An 18,274-nucleotide genomic window follows, 5' to 3' on the forward strand; every position below is an offset into this window, starting at 1 on the left:
CATCGGCCCGGCCCGGCGCGACGGCCCGGGTCGGCCCGTCGGGCGGGGGCGGCCCGTCGGGCGGGGGCGGGCCCGGGCAGCGCGAAGGGGCCGGCGCCCTCGGGCGCCGGCCCCTCCGTCATGCGCTCAGCGGGTCTCCGTTACGGGAGGACCTTTTCGATCTGCACGCTGCCGGTGCCGGCGGCGGTGCCGCGGGCGTTGAGCAGCTTGACCTCGCCGAAGAACTGGCGGCCTTCCGGAGCCGCGCTGTTGACCAGCACGTTCGCGGAGACGCCTGCCGAGGCGCCGTTGGCGAGGTTGACCGCGGCGGCCTCGTCGACCTGGACGGTGCCCAGAGCGGCCGAGTAGTAGACGTCGCGGTAGTCGTACGTGGTGGAGCCGGACGGGATCGCGTAGCCGAACACCTCGATGGTGTACTTGCCCGCGGCCGGGTTGACGAGGCTCACGGCCTCCTCGGAGTCGCCGTCGGCGGAGGTGCCGACCTTGACGCCGTCCTTGTACACGTCCAGGTCGAGGTCGGCGGCGGCGTCGGAGACGTTGCCGATCGCGATGTCGAGGCGGGAGACGCCCTCGCCGATCGTGACCTCGGTGGTGTGGGTCTCACCGGCGGCGATGGTCGGCTTGGCGACCTTCGCGGAGCCGAGGGCGCCACCCTGGAGCTTGCCGCCGGTGATGGCGGCCCCGTCGTTCTTCACGGTCCACTGGACCGGCGCCGGGGTGCCCTGCTTGACCTCGGGCAGGACCTTGACCGCGGGGTCGAAGGCCGCGCCGAGCACGGAGACGTCCAGCCGATACGGGTTGTCGAGCAGCGGCGACGTACGGCGCGACTCGACCTCGATCTCCCAGACGCCCGGCTGCGGGTTCGGGTACGAACGCAGGTCGGGGCGGCACTGGTTGGCCGGGTTGTCGTAGTTCGGGTAGCACTGGGTCGTCGCGCTGTCCTCGACGCCCACGCCGTACGGGTGGAGCGAGATGAAGCGCGTCTGGCTGCCCGCCGCGAGTCCGCCGAGGGAGACCTCGAGGGTCTTCGCGCCCGCCGGGACGGTCACGAAGTAGGACTTGTGGCTGTTGCGCTGCACGGACGAGGTGTCCGAGTAGCTGTACGAGGGCTGCGCCAGCGGGGCCGAGACGACGACCGTGGAGAGGATCTGCTTGTCGATGCCCTCGGTGGAGGGGTCGTCGAGCTGCAGGATGCCGCTGTGGACTCCGGCCGTCTTGGCGATGGCCTGGACCTTGATGGTGACGGGCTTGTTCAGCGGCAGGGTGACGTAGTCGTAGCCGCCGATGACCTTGAAGGTGCCGTCGTTGTTGCGCCAGCTGAGCTCGTGCGGGGTGCCGTACTTGACGCCCGTGGTGCGGGTGACGACGACGTCGTAGACCTTCTTCTGGCCGACCTTCAGGCCGCCCTCGCGGTCGTAGACGCCGGTGCCGAAGCCCGGGGTCTTCAGGAACTGGTCGATCGCGGTGTCGACCGGAGCCTTGACGGTGAACTCGTTGGCCTTCGCGCCGCGCTGGATGGACTCCCACGCGCCGGGAACGTTGATCAGGCCCGCGCCCTGGGCGTGCGCCGGAACGTCCTCGATCTTCTTCGCGCTGCTGGTCAGCGCGATGCGCAGGGCCGCCGGGGTGAGGGCGATCTGCTGCTGCCTGGCCGCCGAGATCAGCAGGGCGCTCGCGCCCGCCGCCTGCGGCGAGGACATAGAGGTGCCCTGGAGCATCGCGTAGCCGGCCGGCAGGGTGTAGCCGGCCTCCTTCACCGGTGCGCCCGGGATCCAGGTCTGCGCGGTGTTGATGGCGGCGCCGGGGGCCGTCAGGGTCGGCGTAAAGCCGCCGTCCTCACGCGGACCGCGGGAGGAGAAGGGGAACATGTTGTACTTCTTGGCCACACCGGCGCCGTAGTTGGCCGCCCAGGTCTCCTTGGAGACCGACGCGCCTACGGAGATGACCTTGTCTGCGAGACCGGGGTCACCGATGGTGTTGATGCCGGGGCCCTCGTTGCCCGCCGAGATGACGAGCTGGACACCGTAGGTGTCGATGAGGTTCTTGTAGAGCTCGGTGCGCGCGTTGTTGCCGTCGTTCAGGGCCGGCAGGCCGCCGATCGACATGTTGACGATGTCCACGCCGCGGTTGACGACGAGGTCGATCATGCCCTCGGTCAGCGCGATGTTGGTGCAGCCGCCGGACCAGGAGCAGGCGCGCGAGGAGACGAGCTTGGCGCCGGGCGCCTCACCGTTCATCGCGCCGCCGAACAGGCCGTTGGCGGCGGTGATGCCCGCGACGTGCGTGCCGTGCGTGCCCTCGATGATGCCGATGTTGACGAAGTCGGCCTTCTTGCCGACCCAGTCGCCGCCGTACGGATCCATCGGGACGTCCTTGCGGACCTCGATCACGAACGGGATGCGCTCGGCGACCTCGGTCGCCGGGTTGTCCGTGCCGAAGTAGCCGATCTGGTAGCCGTCCTTGTACGGCTTCATCGGCTCGTTGTTCGTGAAGTCGCTGTCCTGGTCGGTGTCGACGCGGACGGTGCCGGCGACCGGGTCGTAGAGCAGGCCGAACCGGTCGGTGGTGTCCCCGTCCCGGTTGACGTCGCCCTGCATGTCACCGTTGGCGGTGATCGACTCGGTGAAGCGGCTCCACTGGAACGAGCCCTCCGGAGCCTTCCAGCTGCCGCCGCCCGCGGTGAAGGTGCCACCGGCGACCGGGGTGATCTGCGGCCGCCACGTGGCGTCGCTGTCGGTGATCGGGTCGGTCGCGGTGACCCAGTCGACGATCTTGCGCTCGCCGGTGGTGGTCTTCTGGAGCGCCGGGTGGCCGAGGTCGACGCCCGAGTCCATGATGCCGATGGTCACGCCGCGGCCGTCGGCCTTCGGGTTCTTCTTGAGGAAGTCCAGCGCACCGGTCTCGAAGACCGGGTTGTACGGGTTCTTCGCCGGGGTGGTCTTGCCCGGCCCGGGGTAGGTCTCGGCGGCGGTCCGCTTCACCGTCCCCGTCTCGCGGTCCGCGTCCGGACGGGGGTCCGGGAGCTGGATCTCGTGCCGCAGGTCGATGCCGTGCACGGAGGACAGCTTGGCGGCCGCCTTCAGCGCGGCCTCCGCCTTGTCGGTCGGCAGGGTGGCGCGCACGTAGCCGAGCTCGTCGTACGTCCGGCCCACCGAGGCGCCCTGGACGTCGTCGAGCTGCTTGGCCACCTGCTGGGTCTCGCCGGGGGCCGTCGCGACCATGACCGTGACGGTCTTCTCGCCCTTGGTCTTGGCTTCCTGGAGCAGTTCGGCATCGGCCGACCCGAGCTTCTGGTCGGCCGACTTCACCGCCGGGTTGGGCGCGGGGGTATTCGTGCCGGTCGCCGCGAAGACGGGCATGGCGCCGGTGGCCGCGAGGGCGGCCACCAGGCCGGCCGCGGCCGCGACGCGCGCGGCGCGTCGGGCCCCGGGTATGCCGTCCTGTATTGAACGAGCGGGGGAGTCGAGGGTCATCAGCATCCCTGGCTAAGTGAAAGGTACGGTCCGGATTTCGGTGCCGGATGACCGGTCAGCCTCGCGTAAGTGACAGCTCTTTGGGGAGAGTTGTCACGGACCGATACCTGCCGTGGCGGACTCCCGCCAGATCGGGGCATACGCCAGTGGGCCCGTACCGGGGTGAACGGGTACGAACCTTCGGCCGCGGAGATGGATTTATAGACTTCCCGACCGTGCGCCAGGGGTGCGACCTGTCTCCGTCTCAGATCGGGTGTGACAACTTCTGCCTGCCCGACGCACGCGCACGTGCGCGAGGCGTCGGGGGCGCGGGCCCGATGGCCGGCCCGCCCCCACCGCGACGGCGAGTCAGCGCTCGCGCGTGCGGGCGTAGTGCCGGGAGGCCTTCGCCCGGTTTCCGCAGGCCGACATCGAGCACCAGCGCCGGGTGCCGTTGCGCGAGGTGTCGTGGAAGCGCAGCACGCAGGTCTCGGAGGCGCACTTGCGGATCCGGCCGGGGTCGGAGCCCAGCAGCTCCAGGTAGTCGCGGGCGGCGGTCCAGGCCGGACCCCAGGTCGGGTCGTCGAACTCGGTCCGCTCCCCGGGGCCTTCGGCGGTCAGGGTCGCCCGGATCCGGCCGTGCTCCAGGACGGCGTCGACCAGGGCGCGGGCGCTCTCGTCGGCCGGGTCCGCGACCGCGCGGGCCAGTGCCTCGCGGGCGGTGAGCAGGTGGACCAGGGTCGGGGCGTCGGCGCGGAAGCGGCCGGCCAGTCCGGCGCTCTCCAGCCAGAGCGCGAGCCCTTCCACGCGGGTGAGCCCGAAGGCCCCGGCGAAGAGGTCGAGCGGTTCGCCCTCCTGGACCCACCGGGTGTTGATCAGGTCCAGGGCCACCGGTTCCCCGGTCAGGGGTCGTGGGTCCGCCGCCGTCGGGTCCGCCGCCGTCATGTCCGCCTCCTCGTGGCACTAACCCTTCAAGAATACGTGAGTGGTTGACTCCCTGACTTCTAACCCTTAATCTCGGTTTAGAAGGTTAGAAATTTGGAAGTTCTGGGGAAGGAACCGTTGTGACGACCGTCATCAGCAAGCTGCGCACCGGCCACGTGGGCCTGAACGTCACGGACATCGCCCGGTCGCTCGTCTTCTACCGGGACGGGCTCGGCTTCGAGCTGCTCGGCGAGGGCAAGGAGGAGGGCCGGCGCTTCGCCTTCCTCGGCCAGGACGGCGAGCTCGTCCTCACCTTGTGGCAGCAGGCCGAGGGGGCCTACGTGCCCGGCGCGGCCGGACTGCACCACCTCGCGCTGTCCGCGGACGCCATCGAGGAGGTCAGGGCGTACGAGGAGCGGCTGCGCGGCCTGGGCGTCGACTTCGCCTACGAAGGGGTCGTCCCCCACGGCGAAGGCGCGGCCTCCGGCGGGATCTTCTTCCACGACCCCGACGGGACCCGCCTGGAGATCTCCGTGCCGAGCGGCGCCGAAGGCGCCGAGGCTCCCACAACCGGGGCCCCGACCTGCGGATTCTTCTAATGTCCGGGTATCACTGGGGCTCGCTGGCCATCCAGGAGCGGGTCGGTGTCCGCGAGCACGCGGTGCACGTCGGGCAGTCCATCTCCCCGCACATCAAGGAGGTGGCGGCGGCCTTCCTGGGGCTGCAGCCGCACCTGGTCGTCGGCGCTGCCGACGCCGGGGGCCGGTTCTGGGCCTCACTGCTGACCGGCGCCCCCGGCTTCGTACGGGCCACCGGGCCGGACCGGATCGCCGTCAAGGGCGGGATCCCCGAGGGCGATCCGCTCGGGGAGGCGCTGGCCACCGCCGGCACCCGGGTCGGGACCATCTCCCTCGACCCGCGCACCCGGCGCCGGATGCGGCTGGGGGGAACCCTGGAGGTGACTCCCGGCGGGTTCGCGCTGGCGGCCGAACGGGTCTTCGCCAACTGCCCCAAGTACCTCCAGAAGCGGCAGCCTGTCCAGCTCGCCGCCGAAGGAGCCGGTGTCGTGCGGCGCGGGGACGCGCTCACCCCCGGCCAGGAACGGGCCGTCCGCGCCGCCGACACCTTCTTCGTCGCCACCTCCGCGGGGGCGGACGGGGCCGACGCGAGCCACCGGGGCGGGATGCCGGGCTTCGTCGAGGTGCTGTCCCCGACGGAACTGGCCTGGCCCGACTACGCCGGCAACGCGATGTTCCTGACCCTGGGGAACCTGGTGGCCGACCCGCGGGCCGGGCTGCTGTTCCCCGACTGGGAGAGCGGGGCGCTGCTCCAGCTCAGCGGGCGGGCGGAGCCCGAGTTCGGGGCGGGCGGCGACCGGCGGGTCCGCTTCCGGATCGAGTCGGTGGTGGAGAGCGTGCACCCGGGGCGGCTGCTGTGGAGCGCCCCGGAGTACTCGCCGGCCAATCCGCCGCTGCCCGCGCCGCCTTGGCAGCCTGCGCGGTAGCGGTAGGGCCCGCATGGCCCGCACCTGGGTCCTCGCCCGCCCCTTCACCTGCCCCCTCGCCTGCCCCTTCGCCTGCCCCTTCGCCTGACCCCTCACCTGGGCAGGACGACGAGGTAGGCGGCGGGCTCGCGGTCGGCGGACGCCGTCAGGGCGGTCCGTACGACCGCCGCCTGCTGCTCGGGCCAGTCGCGGAGCTTGCGCGGGGTGATGTGCAGGACGGTCACCCCGCAGCGCTCCAGGGTCTCCCGCTTGCGGACGGACTCGGTCCACGCCTCGTCCTCGCCCTGGCGCGGGGCCCGGGTGTCGATCTCCAGGGCCACCGCCTGCTCCGGCCAGTACGCGTCGACCCCGCCCAGGTGCGGGCCGCCGGGCAGGCGCAGGTCCACGTTCCAGACGGGCTCGGGGAGCTCGTAGCCCCGTACGAGCTGGTACAGCCGGTCCTCGGCGATGGCCCGGCCCTCGGCGAGCAGCGATTCGACGGCGTCCACCACGTGCGGGCGGTTCAGCAGCCGGGCCACCGTCAGCTCCCGCACCACGGCGGCCGGTTCGCAGTGCCCGCCGCGGACGGCTTCGCTGAGCATGCGGCGGACCGTACCGGCGTCGGAGAGGTGGGCGACGGCGTCGGCGACGGCGCGGGCCACGGGGGCGACGGGCAGTCCGGTGACCTCCACCGGCCGGGGCGGGGTGTGCGCCCGGACGATGCGGACCTGTCCGGCGGAGCGCAGCCGGCGGGTGTTCGGGACGAGCACGTCGATCTGCGGGAGGCCGAGCAGGGCGGGGGCGGAGGAGAACCGGTACAGGGCGAGGGCGGCCAGCCCCGTGATCATGACCTCGTCCCCGCGGCGCCCCGCGTACAGGAGCGCCGCGTGCAGCCGCTCCTCGCTCGTCGCGGGCCCGGAGTGGAGCAGGAACACCCCCGGCAGGATCTGCTGCCAGTCCCGCTCGGCGGCGTCGGAGGCGGAGACCCCGTGCTCACGGAGCTGGGTCAGCGACAGCACGCGGGGGCGGTTGTCGGTGAGGTGGGCGAGGGGGAGGGGTGCGTTGTGGTTCATGACGCTGAGATTCCCTCAGGCCATGGCCTCGCTAACCCCTGTTACACATCCGTCGGCAAATCGGGACAAGACGGGGCTAAAGTACGGACGTTCGACTGCCGATGGGCTGCGCAGCGAATCCCCCTCCACCTGGGGTTCCGCCCCCGCAAAAACCGGCGGGGCCGATTATCGGCCTCGCCGGCGTTTGAGGCGCGGGGTCCGGGGCGGAACCCCGGGAAACGGAGAAAGGGCGGCGCGGGGAGGAGTCCCGCAGGCTCAGCCCGCCGCCGCCACGTCACATGCCTGCGCACGCAGCGCACGGGCCAGGTCGTCACGGGACTCCAGGACGAGGCGCCGCAGCGCCGGCGCGGCCGATTCGTGCGCCGACAGCCACGCGTCCGTCGCGTCGAGCGTCTCCTGGGAGTCCTGCAGCGACGGGTACAGCCCCCGCACCACGTCCATGCCGATCTGGATCGACCGGTCGGCCCAGATCCGCTCGATGACGGTGAAGTAGGGCCCCGCGTAGGGCGCCAGCAGCCCCCGCTGCGAAGACTGCTGCATCCCCGCGATCGTCGCCTCGACCAGCGCGTTCGACAGCGCGTCCGACTCCACCACGGCGGCCCACGCCTGGTCCTTGACCGCGGCCGACGGCCGCGCCGCCAGGCACCGCACCTGGTGCCGCTTGCCCGACGCCGTGTCGTCCCGCGCGAGTTCGGCCGCGATGACCTCCTCGCCGATCGCCCCGTGCGCGGCCAGGGGCAGCAGGAAGTCCCAGCGCAGCTCCTGGTCCACCTCCAGCCCGTCGATCCGCGCCGAACCCTCCAGCAGCCCCAGCAGCAGCTGGAAGTCGCCCTCGGTCGCCGCGCCCGCCGCGAAGAAGCGGGCCCAGGTGAGCTGGTGCTCCGACCCCGGCTCCGCGAACCGCAGTTCCTGCAGCGCGCACGCCGCCAGCACCTTGCCGCCCTGCTCCCGCCAGCCGGGCGCCGCGTACCGGCTGACCGCGGTCAGCGCCTGCGCGTGCAGCATCTGCAGGACGCCGACGTCCGTCTCCCGGCCCGCGTGGGCCAGTACGAGCGAGACGAAGTCCCGCGCCGGCATCAGCCCGTCGCGCGTCAGGTTCCACAGCGCCGACCAGCACAGCGCGCGGCTCAGCGGGTCCGTCACCGAGCCCAGGTGCGAGCGCAGCGCGGCCAGCGAGGCCTCGTCGAAGCGGATCTTGCAGTACGTCAGGTCCTCGTCGTTGACGAGCACCAGCGCGGGCCTCTCCTGCCCGTTCAGCTCGCCGATGACCGTCCGGGCCCCCGCGACGTCCGCCTCGGCCCGCGCGTAGCGCACCAGCGCGCCGTCCGGGTCCAGCCGGTACAGGCCCACCGCGACCCGGTGCGGCCTCAGCTCGTCGCCGTCCTGGACCACCGCCAGCTCGGTGATCCGGCCGCCCGCGTCGCAGGTGAGTACCGGGGTCAGCGCGTTCACGCCGGCCGTCTGCAGCCAGGCCCGCGACCACTCGGCCATGTCCCGCCCGGACACTTCGGCGAGCACCGACAGCAGGTCGTCCAGCGTGGTGTTCCCGTAGGCGTTCGCCTTGAAGTAGCGCCGCGCGCCCTCCAGGAAGGCGTCCCGTCCCACGTACGCCACGAGCTGCTTGAGCACGGCGGCGCCCTTGGCGTAGGTGATGCCGTCGAAGTTCAGCTTCGCGTCCTCCAGGTCACGGATGTCGGCCGTGATGGGGTGCGTGGAGGGCAGCTGGTCGGCCCGGTAGGCCCACGCCTTGCGGCTGTTGGCGAAGGTGACCCAGGCCTGGTCGAAGCGGGTGGCCTCGACCAGCGCGAAGGAGCCCATGAAGTCCGCGAAGGACTCCTTCAGCCACAGGTCGTCCCACCACTTCATGGTGACCAGGTCGCCGAACCACATGTGGGCCATCTCGTGCAGGATCGTGTTCGAGCGCCGCTCGTAGGAGGCCTGCGTGACCCTCCCGCGGAAGATGTACTCCTCCCGGAAGGTCACCATCCCCGGGTTCTCCATCGCGCCGAGGTTGTACTCCGGCACGAAGGCCTGGTCGTACTTCCCGAAGGGGTACGGGTAGTCGAAGATCTCGTGGAAGAGGTCGAAGCCCTGCTTCGTGACGAGGAAGACGTCGTCCGCGTCGAAGTGCTTCGCCAGCCCCTTGCGGCAGATCGCGCCCAGCGGGATCGTCAGGTCCCCGCGGGTGTAGGAGTCCGTGACGTAGTGGTACGGCCCCGCCACCACGCACGTGATGTACGTGGAGATCGGCGCGGTCTCGGCGAAGCGCCGGGTCTGCCCCTCGCGGGACTCCTCGACCCCGTTGCTCCAGACCTGCCAGCCCTCGGGCGCCGTCACCTCGAAGCGGTACGGGGCCTTGAGGTCGGGCTGCTCGAAGTTCGCGTACACCCGCCGGGCGTCGGCCGGCTCGTACTGGGTGTAGAGGTAGACCTCGCCGTCCTCCGGGTCCACGAAGCGGTGCATGCCCTCGCCGGTCCGGCTGTACGCGCAGTCGGCGTCGACCACGAGCACGTTCTCGGCGGCGAGTCCGTCCAGGGCGATCCGCGCGCCGTCGAAGACGACGGCCGGGTCCAGTGCGCGCCCGTTGAGGGTCACGGCGTTCACCCTGGGCGCGAGGAGGTCCGCGAAGCTCGATGCCCCCGGAGCGGCGGCGCGGAAGCGCACGGTGGTCACCGAGCGGAAGGTCCTGGGGCCGTCGGCCGGTTCGGCCTCGTCCACCGCGGACCTCAAGTCGAGGACCACCTCGTACCCGTCGACGGACAGCAGCTCGGCCCGCTCGCGGGCCTCGTCACGGGACAGATTCTCTCCGGGCACGTGCACTCCTTCGTGCGTGATCGCGATACCTGACAGAATCCTCCCACGGGGGAATGCGTGTGCGGTCGGAGCCGTTGGGCAGGGTGGAACGTTCCGATCTGAGGAGAGACATGGCTGATACCCAGGTGCGCGAGAAGACCGCTGTCGACTTCTGGTTCGACCCGCTCTGCCCCTGGGCCTGGATGACGTCCCGCTGGATGCTGGAGGTCGAGAAGGTCCGTGACGTGGAGGTCCGCTGGCACGTGATGAGCCTCGCGGTCCTGAACGAGAACAAGATCGACGAACTGCCCGAGCGCTACCGCGAACTGCTCGGCCCCAAGGGCTGGGCCCCCGTGCGCGTGGTCGTCGCCGCCCAGCAGAAGTTCGGCGACGAGGTCACCGGCAAGCTCTACACCGCTCTCGGCACCCGCTTCCACAACCAGGCGACGGGCGCGACCCGCGAGGCGATCGCCGAGGCCCTGGACGAGGTGGGCCTGCCCGCCGAGCTGATCCACTACGCGGACTCCGACGAGTACGACGAGGTCCTGCGCGACTCCCACAACGACGGCATCAACCGCGTCGGCCAGGAGGTCGGCACCCCGGTCATCTCCGTGCCGGGCGCCGACGGCGAAGAGGTCGCCTTCTTCGGCCCGGTCGTCACCCCCGCCCCGCGCGGCGAGGCCGCCGCCCGCCTCTGGGACGGCATCCTGCTTGTCGCCTCCACCCCCGGCTTCTACGAGATCAAGCGCACCCGCACGCAGGGCCCGATCTTCGACTAGTCCGTGCGGCCCGGCCGCCCGGCCGCCCGCCCGCCCGCTCGCCCGCCGGTCCGGCCCGACTCGCCGGGGTCCGGTTCCTCCCTTAACGTCCCCCTATGGGGAATAGCCCGACACGGGAGGAACCGCTCGGCCGCAGCGGCGGCCGGGCGGAGCCCGCGATACCGAACGACAACGCCGCGCACGCCAGCCTGCCCGCACGCCCCCGAGACCGGGTGCTGCGGGCAGCTTGCGTCGCGGTGCCCCCGCTGTGGACGGCCCTCGGGGTCCGCCAGGCCGCCGGCACCCTGCGCCACTACCTCCGGGGCACGGGCCGCCCGTACCGGGTCGACGCGCGGGCCCTGCTCGCCGTGCCCGCCGTACGGGATGACGTGGACCGGCGCCTGGCCGAGTGGCGCCGGGCCGCGCGGGCGCTCGGCGAGCCCGGCGCGTACGCGGCGGACAGCGGCTGGCGCGGGGTCCTGATCACCCGGCGCGCCCGCGAGGGAGGCAGCGCGGACTGGTGGCTGGCGCTGCGCGGGGCCCAGTACCGGATCAGCGGCACGGTACGGGTCCACGAGGACGGCTCCGTGGTGAGCGACTACCGCTTCCAGGTGTACAAGAGCTGGAACTTCGACCGCGGGGAGTCGGAGTTCGGCGTCCCCTTCACCCCGTTCGCGCGGCTCCACGAGACCGGGCTGGCGCGGGAGTTCACGGTGATCGGCGAGGTGGACGGCCTGGTGGACGCCCAAGCGGACGCCCGGGCGGACGCAGAAGGCCCCCGCGAGTCACGTCCTCGCGGGGGCCTTCTGGTGGACACGCCCGCAAGTGAAGGTTGAGAAGACGATCACGAGGCGGACGGGCTTCGCTGGCGCTGATCAGCCCTTGGCGGGGATCAGCAGCGGGGTGTTCGCCTTGGCGTCGGCGTAGCGCTTGGCCACGTCCTGCCAGTTGACGACGTTCCACATGGCCTCGATGAAGTCCACCTTCTGGTTCTTGTACTGAAGGTAGAAGGCGTGCTCCCAGGCGTCGAACACGAGGACCGGGGTGCTGGCCACGCCGACGTTGCCCTGGTGGTCGTAGATCTGCTCGACGAGCAGGCGGCCGCTGACGGGCTCGTACGCGAGCACGCCCCAGCCGGAGCCCTGGGTCGCGGAGGACGCGAAGGTCAGCTGCTTCTTGAACTTCGCGAAGGAGCCGAAGGACTCGGTGATCGCGTCGGCCAGGTCGCCCAGGCCCTCGGCCGCGGTGGGCTCGCCGCCGCCCTCGCCGGTCTTCGGGCTGGCCATGTTGTGCCAGTAGATGCTGTGCAGGATGTGCCCGGAGAGGTGGAACGCGAGGTTCTTCTCCAGACCGTTCAGCGCGCCCCAGTTCTCCTTGTCGCGCGCCTCCTCCAGCTGCTCCAGCGTGTTGTTGGCGCCCGTGACGTAGGCCGCGTGGTGCTTGTCGTGGTGCAGCTCGATGATCTGCGGGTTGATCACGGGCTCGAGAGCCGCGTAGTCGTAAGGAAGCTCAGGAAGCGTGTAAGTGGCCATGCGTGTACCGGTCCCCTCGGCGTGCCAACTGCTTATTGCAACCAATGCGCAACTGCACGCTAGCAGTATCTATTCCTCGATCCCCATAAGGGTCACCTCACTTGTCGCGACCTCCGGAACGCCGAAGGCGCTGGATGAGGTAGCCGGTGGCGGCCAGGGCCACGGTCAGGCCGCCGGTGAAGACGAGCTGGATGCGGGTGTCGTCGCCCATGGCCATCAGGACCAGGCCCCCGACGAGTTCGGCCAGCGCGACCCAGGTCAGATAGGGGAAGCCCCACATCTTCACGACCAGCTTCTCGGGGGCCTCGCGCTCCGTCCGGCGCCGCAGCACGAACTGCGAGACGGCGATGAAGCCCCAGACGACGAGGATGACGCCGCCGACCATGTTCGGCAGCCAGGCGAAGAGGGTGTCCGTGTGGCCGGCGGTGACGAAGCCGAAGCCGGAGGAGGCGAGCACCGCCCGGCGCGGCACCCGGCCGGAGACCTTGCCCAGCGCCTTCGGGCCCTGGCCGCGGGAGACCAGGGAGTAGGCCATGCGGGAGGAGCCGTAGATGTTCGCGTTCATCGCGGACAGCAGGGCGATCAGGATGACCACGTTCATGACCTGGCCGGCGTGCGGGATGCCCAGGTGGTCCAGGGTGGCCGCGTACGGGCCCGCGGTGGTGACCGCCGGGTCGTTCCACGGCAGCAGCGTGACGATGACCAGCATCGAGCTGACGTAGACGACCGCGATCCGCCACATGGTGGTCTTCACGGCCTTGGCGACGCCCCGGACCGGGTTGTCGGACTCGGCGGCCGCGATGGTCACCGTCTCCAGACCGCCGTACGCGACCACGGAGGCGAGCAGGCCGACCAGCAGCCCGTCCACGCCATTGGGCAGGAAGCCGCCGTCGTGCAGCAGGTTGGCGGTGCCGGGGGAGCCGGTACCGGGCAGCACGCCCAGGACGGCCAGCACGCCCAGGCCCAGGAAGAGGCCGATCGCGCCGATCTTCAGGGCGGCGAACCAGAACTCGAACTCGCCGAGTTGGAGACGGCGGCCAGGTTGGAGCCGCAGAACATCGCCATGAAGACCCGCACCCACATCCATGAGGGGGGCAACTGCCGGCCCGTGCGGCACAGGGGCTGCGATAACACGATCGGGTGAACTGTCTGGTGACCCGTGCATCTGTTGGTCGGGGACGCGTAGATTGCTCGTGTGATCTGGGACGCCGGGTGCGGTGCCAGCGTGCGGGGCCCCCGCTCCACCAGAGAGATGGTCCGGGGCCTCCCCGTCGCCTCTGGCCGCATTCACATGGCCAGGTCATGAGGGATTCCGCCCGCCTGGAACGGACCGCATACGGGATATGCGTCGCCGCCCAGGACGCGAAAGCGGATGACCAGTGCGTCCAAGACCGTTCGGGACGTGCCGGTGAGCCAGGGCTTGCTCCTGCTCGCTGATCAGGAACGGTGTCCGGGTACCAGTACGACCGTGATGTGCGCGGCCCGATCGCTTACAGGCGCGCAGTAGTTTTCAGAACATTCAGTCGGGCACCCGCAAAACGGAACGGGCCCGGGACGTGAGTCCCGGGCCCGTTCCGCATGCGCCAGGGGGTCAGGACCGCTTGGCCCGAACCTCCCGCCCCCACGCCACCACCAGCACCGCGGCCGCGGCCCCGGTGGACCACAGCAGCTGCGGCCGCGCCGAATCGTCGAACAGCATCAGGACCAGCACCGTGGCCATCCCGATCAGCGCCGCCCACGTCGCGTACGGGAACAGCCACATCGGCAGCGTCAGCCGCTCCGGCATGTCCCGCTCGATCTTCTTGCGCAGCTTCAGCTGCGAGATCGCGATCAGGGCCCACACGAAGATCAGCACCGCGCCGACCGCGTTGAGCATGTAGAGGAAGATCGTGTCCGGCCACAGCAGGTTCAGCACGACCGAGAAGAAGCCGAAGGCCACCGACGCGACGACCGCCCGGCGCGGCACCCCGCTGCCCGACACCTTCAGCAGGGACGTGGGCGCCTCGCCCCGCTCGGCCAGCGAGAACACCATGCGCGAGGACCCGTAGAGGTTGGCGTTGAGCGCCGACAGCAGGGCCACGAAGATCACGACGTCCATGATCTGGCCCGCGTGCGCGATGCCGATCGAGTCCAGGACGGCCACGTACGGGCTCTGGCCCGGCGTCAGCGAGTCCCACGGCAGCAGGGTCACGATGACCAGCATCGAGCCGACGTAGAAGAAGAGGATGCGCCACACGGCGCTGCGCACCGCGCGGGACACCGAGCGGGCCGGGTCGTCCGACTCGGCGGCCGCGATGGTGACGACCTCCAAGCCGCCGAAGGCGAAGACGACGGCCAGCATGCCGGCGACCACGCCGCTCGCGCCGTTGGGGAAGAAGCCGCCCTGGCCGGTCAGGTTGGCCATGCCGATCGGATCCGTGTCGGGCAGCAGGCCGAAGACGGCCAGCGTGCCGAGGATCAGGAACAGCACGATCGCGCCGACCTTCAGGGCCGCGAACCAGAACTCGAACTCGCCGAAGTTCCGCACGGCGGCCAGGTTGCTCAGGGTGAAGACCACCATGAACACGAGCACCCAGACCCACTGGTCCACCGAGGGCAGCCAGCCGTTCGCGATCTTCGCCGCGGCGGTCGCTTCCACGGCGAGCACCACGACCAGCAGGAACCAGTACAGCCAGCCGGCCGAGAAGCCCGCCCAGCGGCCGAGCGCCTTCTCCGCGTAGACGGAGAAGGAGCCGGAGGCGGGCATCGCCGCCGACATCTCGCCGAGCGCCCGCATCACCAGCATCGCGAGGATGCCCGCGAGGAGGTACGAGCAGATGATCGCGGGACCGGCGATGGTGATGCCGGTGCCGGAGCCGACGAACAGTCCGGCACCGATCACGCCGCCGAGGCCCAGCATGGTCAGGTGGCGCTGTTTGAGGCTGTGGCTCAGGGGCTCCGGGGGGAGCTCGTCCGTGGTGCCGGGAGGGGCGGACGGGAGGTCGCGCATGAGGGGTGCTCGTACTCTCTAAGGCCTGGCGGCGGTGGGGGCTCCGCGACAGTTGGAGGGACCCTACAGTCTCTCCGGAGAGCGCCCATCCGCGCAAAACGGACGTGTCAGCCGTCATTGCCCGTGATGCGGATCACTCCAACTCGGGCGTTGAGCGGGGTCTTTGTGCACTCCCCACCAAACCGGGGAGTACGGCTTTGTCCCGGGCCACCCTGATGGGAGCCGGGGCCCGGGACTAACGTCGGTGATCGTCCCTGCCGCCCCCACCCCCTGCGGAGTCCCCGATGAGCACTGCTTCCGTCTCCTTCCGACCCGGCGCCGTCCTCGCCGACCTGCTGCCCGCGAGCCGCGTCCGCGACATCGCGCTCGTGGCCGGCGGAGCCGCGCTCACCGGTCTGGCCGCGCAGATCGCCGTGCCCGTCCCCGGCTCCCCGGTCCCCGTCACCGGCCAGACCTTCGCGGCCCTCCTCGTCGGGACCGCCTTCGGGGCCCGCCGCGGCTTCCTCGCGCTGGCCCTCTACGCCCTCGTCGGCATGGCCGGCGTGCCGTGGTTCGCGGGCGGCAGCTCCGGCGCCGGCGGCGCCTCCTTCGGCTACGTGCTCGGCATGCTGCTCGCCGCCACCGTCGTGGGCGCCCTCGCCCGGCGCGGCGCCGACCGCTCGGTCCTGCGTACGGCGGGCACGATGGTGCTGGGCTCCGCGCTGATCTACGCCGTCGGCGTGCCGTACCTCGCCCTGTCCACCGGGATGTCCTTCGGCGCGGCCGTCGCGGCCGGGCTGACGCCCTTCCTGATCGGCGACGCGCTCAAGGCTGCGCTGGCGATGGGCCTGCTGCCGGCCGCCTGGAAGCTGCTCGGCCGCGCGTGAGCGCCCGTACTTCCCGTACTCCCCGCGCTCGACCCGTTTCGCACGGCAGCCCCGGACCGCACTGCGCGGTCCGGGGCTGCCGTCGCTTCCGGAGCGACTAGACGGAGGCGGAGTTGGAGGCGGAGGCGGAGGCCTTCAGGGCGGCCTTGCGGCGCAGGTCCCGTACGACGCCGATCGCGATCACCACGGCCGCGACCAGCAGCGACAGCAGGACGGTCTCTCGGTTGTCCTTGTCGTAGACCATGTAGCCGAGCACGAAGGTGATCATCGCGGCGGTGGCCCAGGTCAGGTACGGGAAGAACCACATCTTCACCGTGACCTTCTCGGGGGCCTCGCGCATGAGGATCCCGCGCATCCGCAGCTGGGTCAGGCAGATCACCAGCCACACGAACAGCGCGATCGCGCCCGAGGCGTTCAGCAGGAAGCTGAAGACCGTGTCCTTGAAGGCGTAGTTGAAGTAGACGGCGGCGAAGCCGAAGACGACCGAACCGAGGATCGCGGCCAGCGGCACGCCCCTCTTGTTCACCTTGGCGAAGGACTTCGGGGCGTCACCGCGCTCGCCCAGCGAGAAGGCCATGCGGGAGGCGGTGTACAGGCCCGAGTTCAGGCAGGACAGGACGGCCGTCAGGACGATCACGTTCATGATCTGGCCGGCGTGCGCGATGCCGATCGAGTCCAGGGCGGCGACGTACGAGCCCTTCTCGGTGATCGACTTGTCGTTCCACGGCAGCAGGGTCAGCACGATGAAGATCGAGCCCAGGTAGAAGACGCCGATGCGCCAGATCACCGAGTTGGTGGCCTTGGTGACCGCGCGCCGCGGGTCCTCGGACTCGCCGGCGGCCAGCGTGACGATCTCGCTGCCCATGAAGGAGAAGACGACCATCAGCACACCGGTGAGGACCGAGCCCCAGCCGTTCGGCATGAAGCCGCCCGTGTCGGTGAGGTGGGCGAAGCCCGCACCCGGGTTGTCCGAGCCCGGCAGCACGCCGAAGACGGCCAGCATGCCGACGATCACGAAGCCGCCGATGGCGACCACCTTGATGCCCGCGAACCAGAACTCGAACTCGCCGTACGAGGCGACCGAGCCGAGGTTGGTGACCGTCAGCACGGCCATCACGATCAGCGCCCAGGCCCACTGCGGGACGGCCGGGACCCAGCTCTCGAGGATGACGGCGCCGGCGGTGGCCTCCACGGCCAAGACGACGACCCAGAAGAACCAGTACAGCCAGCCGATGGAGAAGCCGGCCCAGCGGCCCAGCGCCCGGTCGGCGTAGGCGGAGAAGGAGCCGGAGTTCGGGCTGGCGGCCGCCATCTCGCCCAGCATCCGCATGACGAAGACGACCATCGCGCCGACCAGCGCGTAGGACAGCAGGATGGCGGGGCCGGTCTTGGCGATACCGCCGCCGGAGCCGACGAAGAGCCCGGCGCCGATGACGCCGCCGATGGCGATCATGGACAGGTGGCGGTTCTTGAGACCGGCCTTCAGGCCGTCGGAGGGCTGGCCTTCACCGGGATCGCCGGTGGGGGAGCCTTCCTTCTGAAGGGTCGTCGTGGAGCTCATGAACGGATCCTTAGGTTCTCGGGTGGCGAGCCCCGGCATTCAAACCTGAGATGAACGCAGGGCGGAAGACCCCAATCCGGATCGTTGCCTCGGGACGAACGTCCAGGACCTTGGTCCCGCGGTGTCCCATCTGCGTTCTTTGGGTTTACTTGAGCTTTAGAAGTGACTTACGCGACACCCCGCGGCGGGTCCCCGGCCCGGCTCGTGCCACACTCGGACCATGCGCGTGTACCTCGGATCCGACCATGCCGGCTTTGAGCTCAAGAACCACCTGGTGGACTGGCTCAAGAACAACGGCCACGAGCCCGTCGACTGCGGGCCCCACATCTACGACGCGGTGGACGACTACCCGCCGTTCTGCCTCCGCGCCGCGGAGAAGACGGCCGCGGACGCCGGCAGCCTCGGCATCGTGATCGGCGGCTCCGGCAACGGCGAGCAGATCGCCGCGAACAAGGTCAAGGGCATCCGCGCCATCCTCGCGTGGAGCGTCCAGACCGCCGAGCTCGGCCGCGAGCACAACAACGCCAACGTCATCTCCGTCGGCGGCCGCATGCACACCCAGGACGAGGTCGTCAGCTTCATCGACGCGTTCCTGAAGACGCCGTACTCCGACGAGGAGCGCCACACCCGCCGGATCGACATGCTCTCCGCCTACGAGATCACCGGCGAGCTCCCCCCGATCCCGGCGCACCACCCGCAGGGCTGATCCCGCTTCCGGCCGCGGCGCCCCCCGGGGCGCCCCGGCCCGGGTTTTTGTTTTGCTCGTTTTTATTTTACGGAAAAAACCAGGGGTAGGGAAACACCGGTTGGCCCCCCCCCCCCCGGGAAAAAAAAACCACCCCC

Annotated in this window: 13 protein-coding genes and 1 pseudogene; 6 read left to right on the forward strand and 8 right to left on the reverse strand. The window is 70.7% G+C overall.

The features are described from left to right. Positions 1-140: 140 nt before the first annotated feature. A complete protein-coding gene (locus tag ACIQV3_RS15670; protein WP_403712940.1) occupies positions 141-3,473 on the reverse strand; it encodes a S8 family serine peptidase in 3,333 nt (1,110 codons plus the stop codon). Between the two features lie 348 nt (positions 3,474-3,821). Continuing rightward, on the reverse strand, positions 3,822-4,397 hold the full coding sequence (locus ACIQV3_RS15675) for a CGNR zinc finger domain-containing protein (RefSeq protein WP_403712941.1): 576 nt from the start codon (positions 4,395-4,397) through the stop codon (positions 3,822-3,824). Positions 4,398-4,516: 119 nt separating this feature from the next. Between ACIQV3_RS15675 and ACIQV3_RS15680 the strand changes: the two genes are divergently transcribed. After that, positions 4,517-4,975, forward strand: coding sequence for a VOC family protein (locus tag ACIQV3_RS15680; protein WP_403712942.1), 459 nt, complete (start codon positions 4,517-4,519; stop codon positions 4,973-4,975). Next, entirely contained in the window at positions 4,975-5,880 is a 906-nt protein-coding gene (locus ACIQV3_RS15685; protein WP_403712943.1) for a pyridoxamine 5'-phosphate oxidase family protein, read from the forward strand. Before ACIQV3_RS15680 ends, ACIQV3_RS15685 begins: the two co-directional genes overlap by 1 nt. Positions 5,881-5,972: 92 nt before the next feature. Here ACIQV3_RS15685 and ACIQV3_RS15690 read toward each other — a convergent pair whose 3' ends face one another. Together ACIQV3_RS15690 and pepN are read right to left on the reverse strand one after the other, a co-directional pair. Further along, complete coding sequence (locus tag ACIQV3_RS15690) at positions 5,973-6,932, reverse strand: hypothetical protein (RefSeq protein ID WP_403712944.1); 960 nt, start codon at positions 6,930-6,932, stop codon at positions 5,973-5,975. Positions 6,933-7,187: 255 nt separating this feature from the next. Then, entirely contained in the window at positions 7,188-9,746 is a 2,559-nt protein-coding gene (gene pepN, locus ACIQV3_RS15695; protein ID WP_403712945.1) for an aminopeptidase N, read from the reverse strand. Positions 9,747-9,856: 110 nt separating this feature from the next. On the opposite strand from pepN, the gene ACIQV3_RS15700 reads away from it, so the two are divergent. Continuing rightward, on the forward strand, positions 9,857-10,504 hold the full coding sequence (locus ACIQV3_RS15700; protein WP_403712946.1) for a DsbA family protein: 648 nt from the start codon (positions 9,857-9,859) through the stop codon (positions 10,502-10,504). Positions 10,505-10,599: 95 nt separating this feature from the next. Then, the gene (locus ACIQV3_RS15705) at positions 10,600-11,319 is read left to right on the forward strand and encodes a hypothetical protein (protein WP_403712947.1); all 720 of its coding nucleotides are present in this window, start codon (positions 10,600-10,602) and stop codon (positions 11,317-11,319) included. Between the two features lie 39 nt (positions 11,320-11,358). Here the strand turns inward: ACIQV3_RS15705 and ACIQV3_RS15710 are convergent, their stop codons facing one another. The 3 genes and pseudogenes from ACIQV3_RS15710 to ACIQV3_RS15720 form a co-directional block, all read right to left on the reverse strand. Further along, positions 11,359-12,015 carry a superoxide dismutase gene (locus ACIQV3_RS15710; protein WP_403712948.1) on the reverse strand — a complete coding sequence of 219 codons (657 nt, stop codon included), beginning with the start codon at positions 12,013-12,015 and terminating at the stop codon, positions 11,359-11,361. A 97-nt stretch (positions 12,016-12,112) separates the two neighbouring features. Beyond that, positions 12,113-13,107, reverse strand: a pseudogene (locus tag ACIQV3_RS15715) (amino acid permease); the annotation flags it as partial. A gap of 499 nt (positions 13,108-13,606) precedes the next feature. Continuing rightward, positions 13,607-15,004 (reverse strand): amino acid permease, encoded by a 1,398-nt coding sequence (locus ACIQV3_RS15720; protein ID WP_403712949.1) that lies wholly within the window; start codon positions 15,002-15,004, stop codon positions 13,607-13,609. A 284-nt stretch (positions 15,005-15,288) separates the two neighbouring features. On the opposite strand from ACIQV3_RS15720, the gene ACIQV3_RS15725 reads away from it, so the two are divergent. Further along, entirely contained in the window at positions 15,289-15,870 is a 582-nt protein-coding gene (locus ACIQV3_RS15725) for a biotin transporter BioY (protein ID WP_403712950.1), read from the forward strand. Between the two features lie 97 nt (positions 15,871-15,967). Here the strand turns inward: ACIQV3_RS15725 and ACIQV3_RS15730 are convergent, their stop codons facing one another. Beyond that, complete coding sequence (locus ACIQV3_RS15730; RefSeq protein ID WP_403712951.1) at positions 15,968-17,431, reverse strand: amino acid permease; 1,464 nt, start codon at positions 17,429-17,431, stop codon at positions 15,968-15,970. 220 nt (positions 17,432-17,651) lie between these two features. Here ACIQV3_RS15730 and ACIQV3_RS15735 point away from each other — a divergent pair, with 220 nt between their 5' ends. After that, on the forward strand, positions 17,652-18,137 hold the full coding sequence (locus tag ACIQV3_RS15735; protein ID WP_403712952.1) for a ribose-5-phosphate isomerase: 486 nt from the start codon (positions 17,652-17,654) through the stop codon (positions 18,135-18,137). Positions 18,138-18,274: the final 137 nt, after the last annotated feature.

Source organism: Streptomyces sp. NPDC099050, from assembly GCF_044759865.1.
Taxonomy (GTDB): Bacteria; Actinomycetota; Actinomycetes; order Streptomycetales; family Streptomycetaceae; genus Streptomyces.

Excerpts from the sequence above, each read along its gene's own strand:
- ACIQV3_RS15670 (WP_403712940.1), bottom strand. The coding sequence starts at position 3,473 with ATGACCCTCGACTCCCCCGCTCGTTCAATACAGGACGGCATACCCGGG.
- ACIQV3_RS15690 (WP_403712944.1), bottom strand. The coding sequence starts at position 6,932 with ATGAACCACAACGCACCCCTCCCCCTCGCCCACCTCACCGACAACCGC.
- ACIQV3_RS15710 (WP_403712948.1), bottom strand. The coding sequence starts at position 12,015 with ATGGCCACTTACACGCTTCCTGAGCTTCCTTACGACTACGCGGCTCTC.
- ACIQV3_RS15685 (WP_403712943.1), top strand. The coding sequence starts at position 4,975 with ATGTCCGGGTATCACTGGGGCTCGCTGGCCATCCAGGAGCGGGTCGGT.
- ACIQV3_RS15675 (WP_403712941.1), bottom strand. The coding sequence starts at position 4,397 with ATGACGGCGGCGGACCCGACGGCGGCGGACCCACGACCCCTGACCGGG.
- ACIQV3_RS15735 (WP_403712952.1), top strand. The coding sequence starts at position 17,652 with ATGCGCGTGTACCTCGGATCCGACCATGCCGGCTTTGAGCTCAAGAAC.
- ACIQV3_RS15705 (WP_403712947.1), top strand. The coding sequence starts at position 10,600 with ATGGGGAATAGCCCGACACGGGAGGAACCGCTCGGCCGCAGCGGCGGC.
- ACIQV3_RS15725 (WP_403712950.1), top strand. The coding sequence starts at position 15,289 with ATGAGCACTGCTTCCGTCTCCTTCCGACCCGGCGCCGTCCTCGCCGAC.
- ACIQV3_RS15730 (WP_403712951.1), bottom strand. The coding sequence starts at position 17,431 with ATGAGCTCCACGACGACCCTTCAGAAGGAAGGCTCCCCCACCGGCGAT.
- ACIQV3_RS15720 (WP_403712949.1), bottom strand. The coding sequence starts at position 15,004 with ATGCGCGACCTCCCGTCCGCCCCTCCCGGCACCACGGACGAGCTCCCC.
- ACIQV3_RS15700 (WP_403712946.1), top strand. The coding sequence starts at position 9,857 with ATGGCTGATACCCAGGTGCGCGAGAAGACCGCTGTCGACTTCTGGTTC.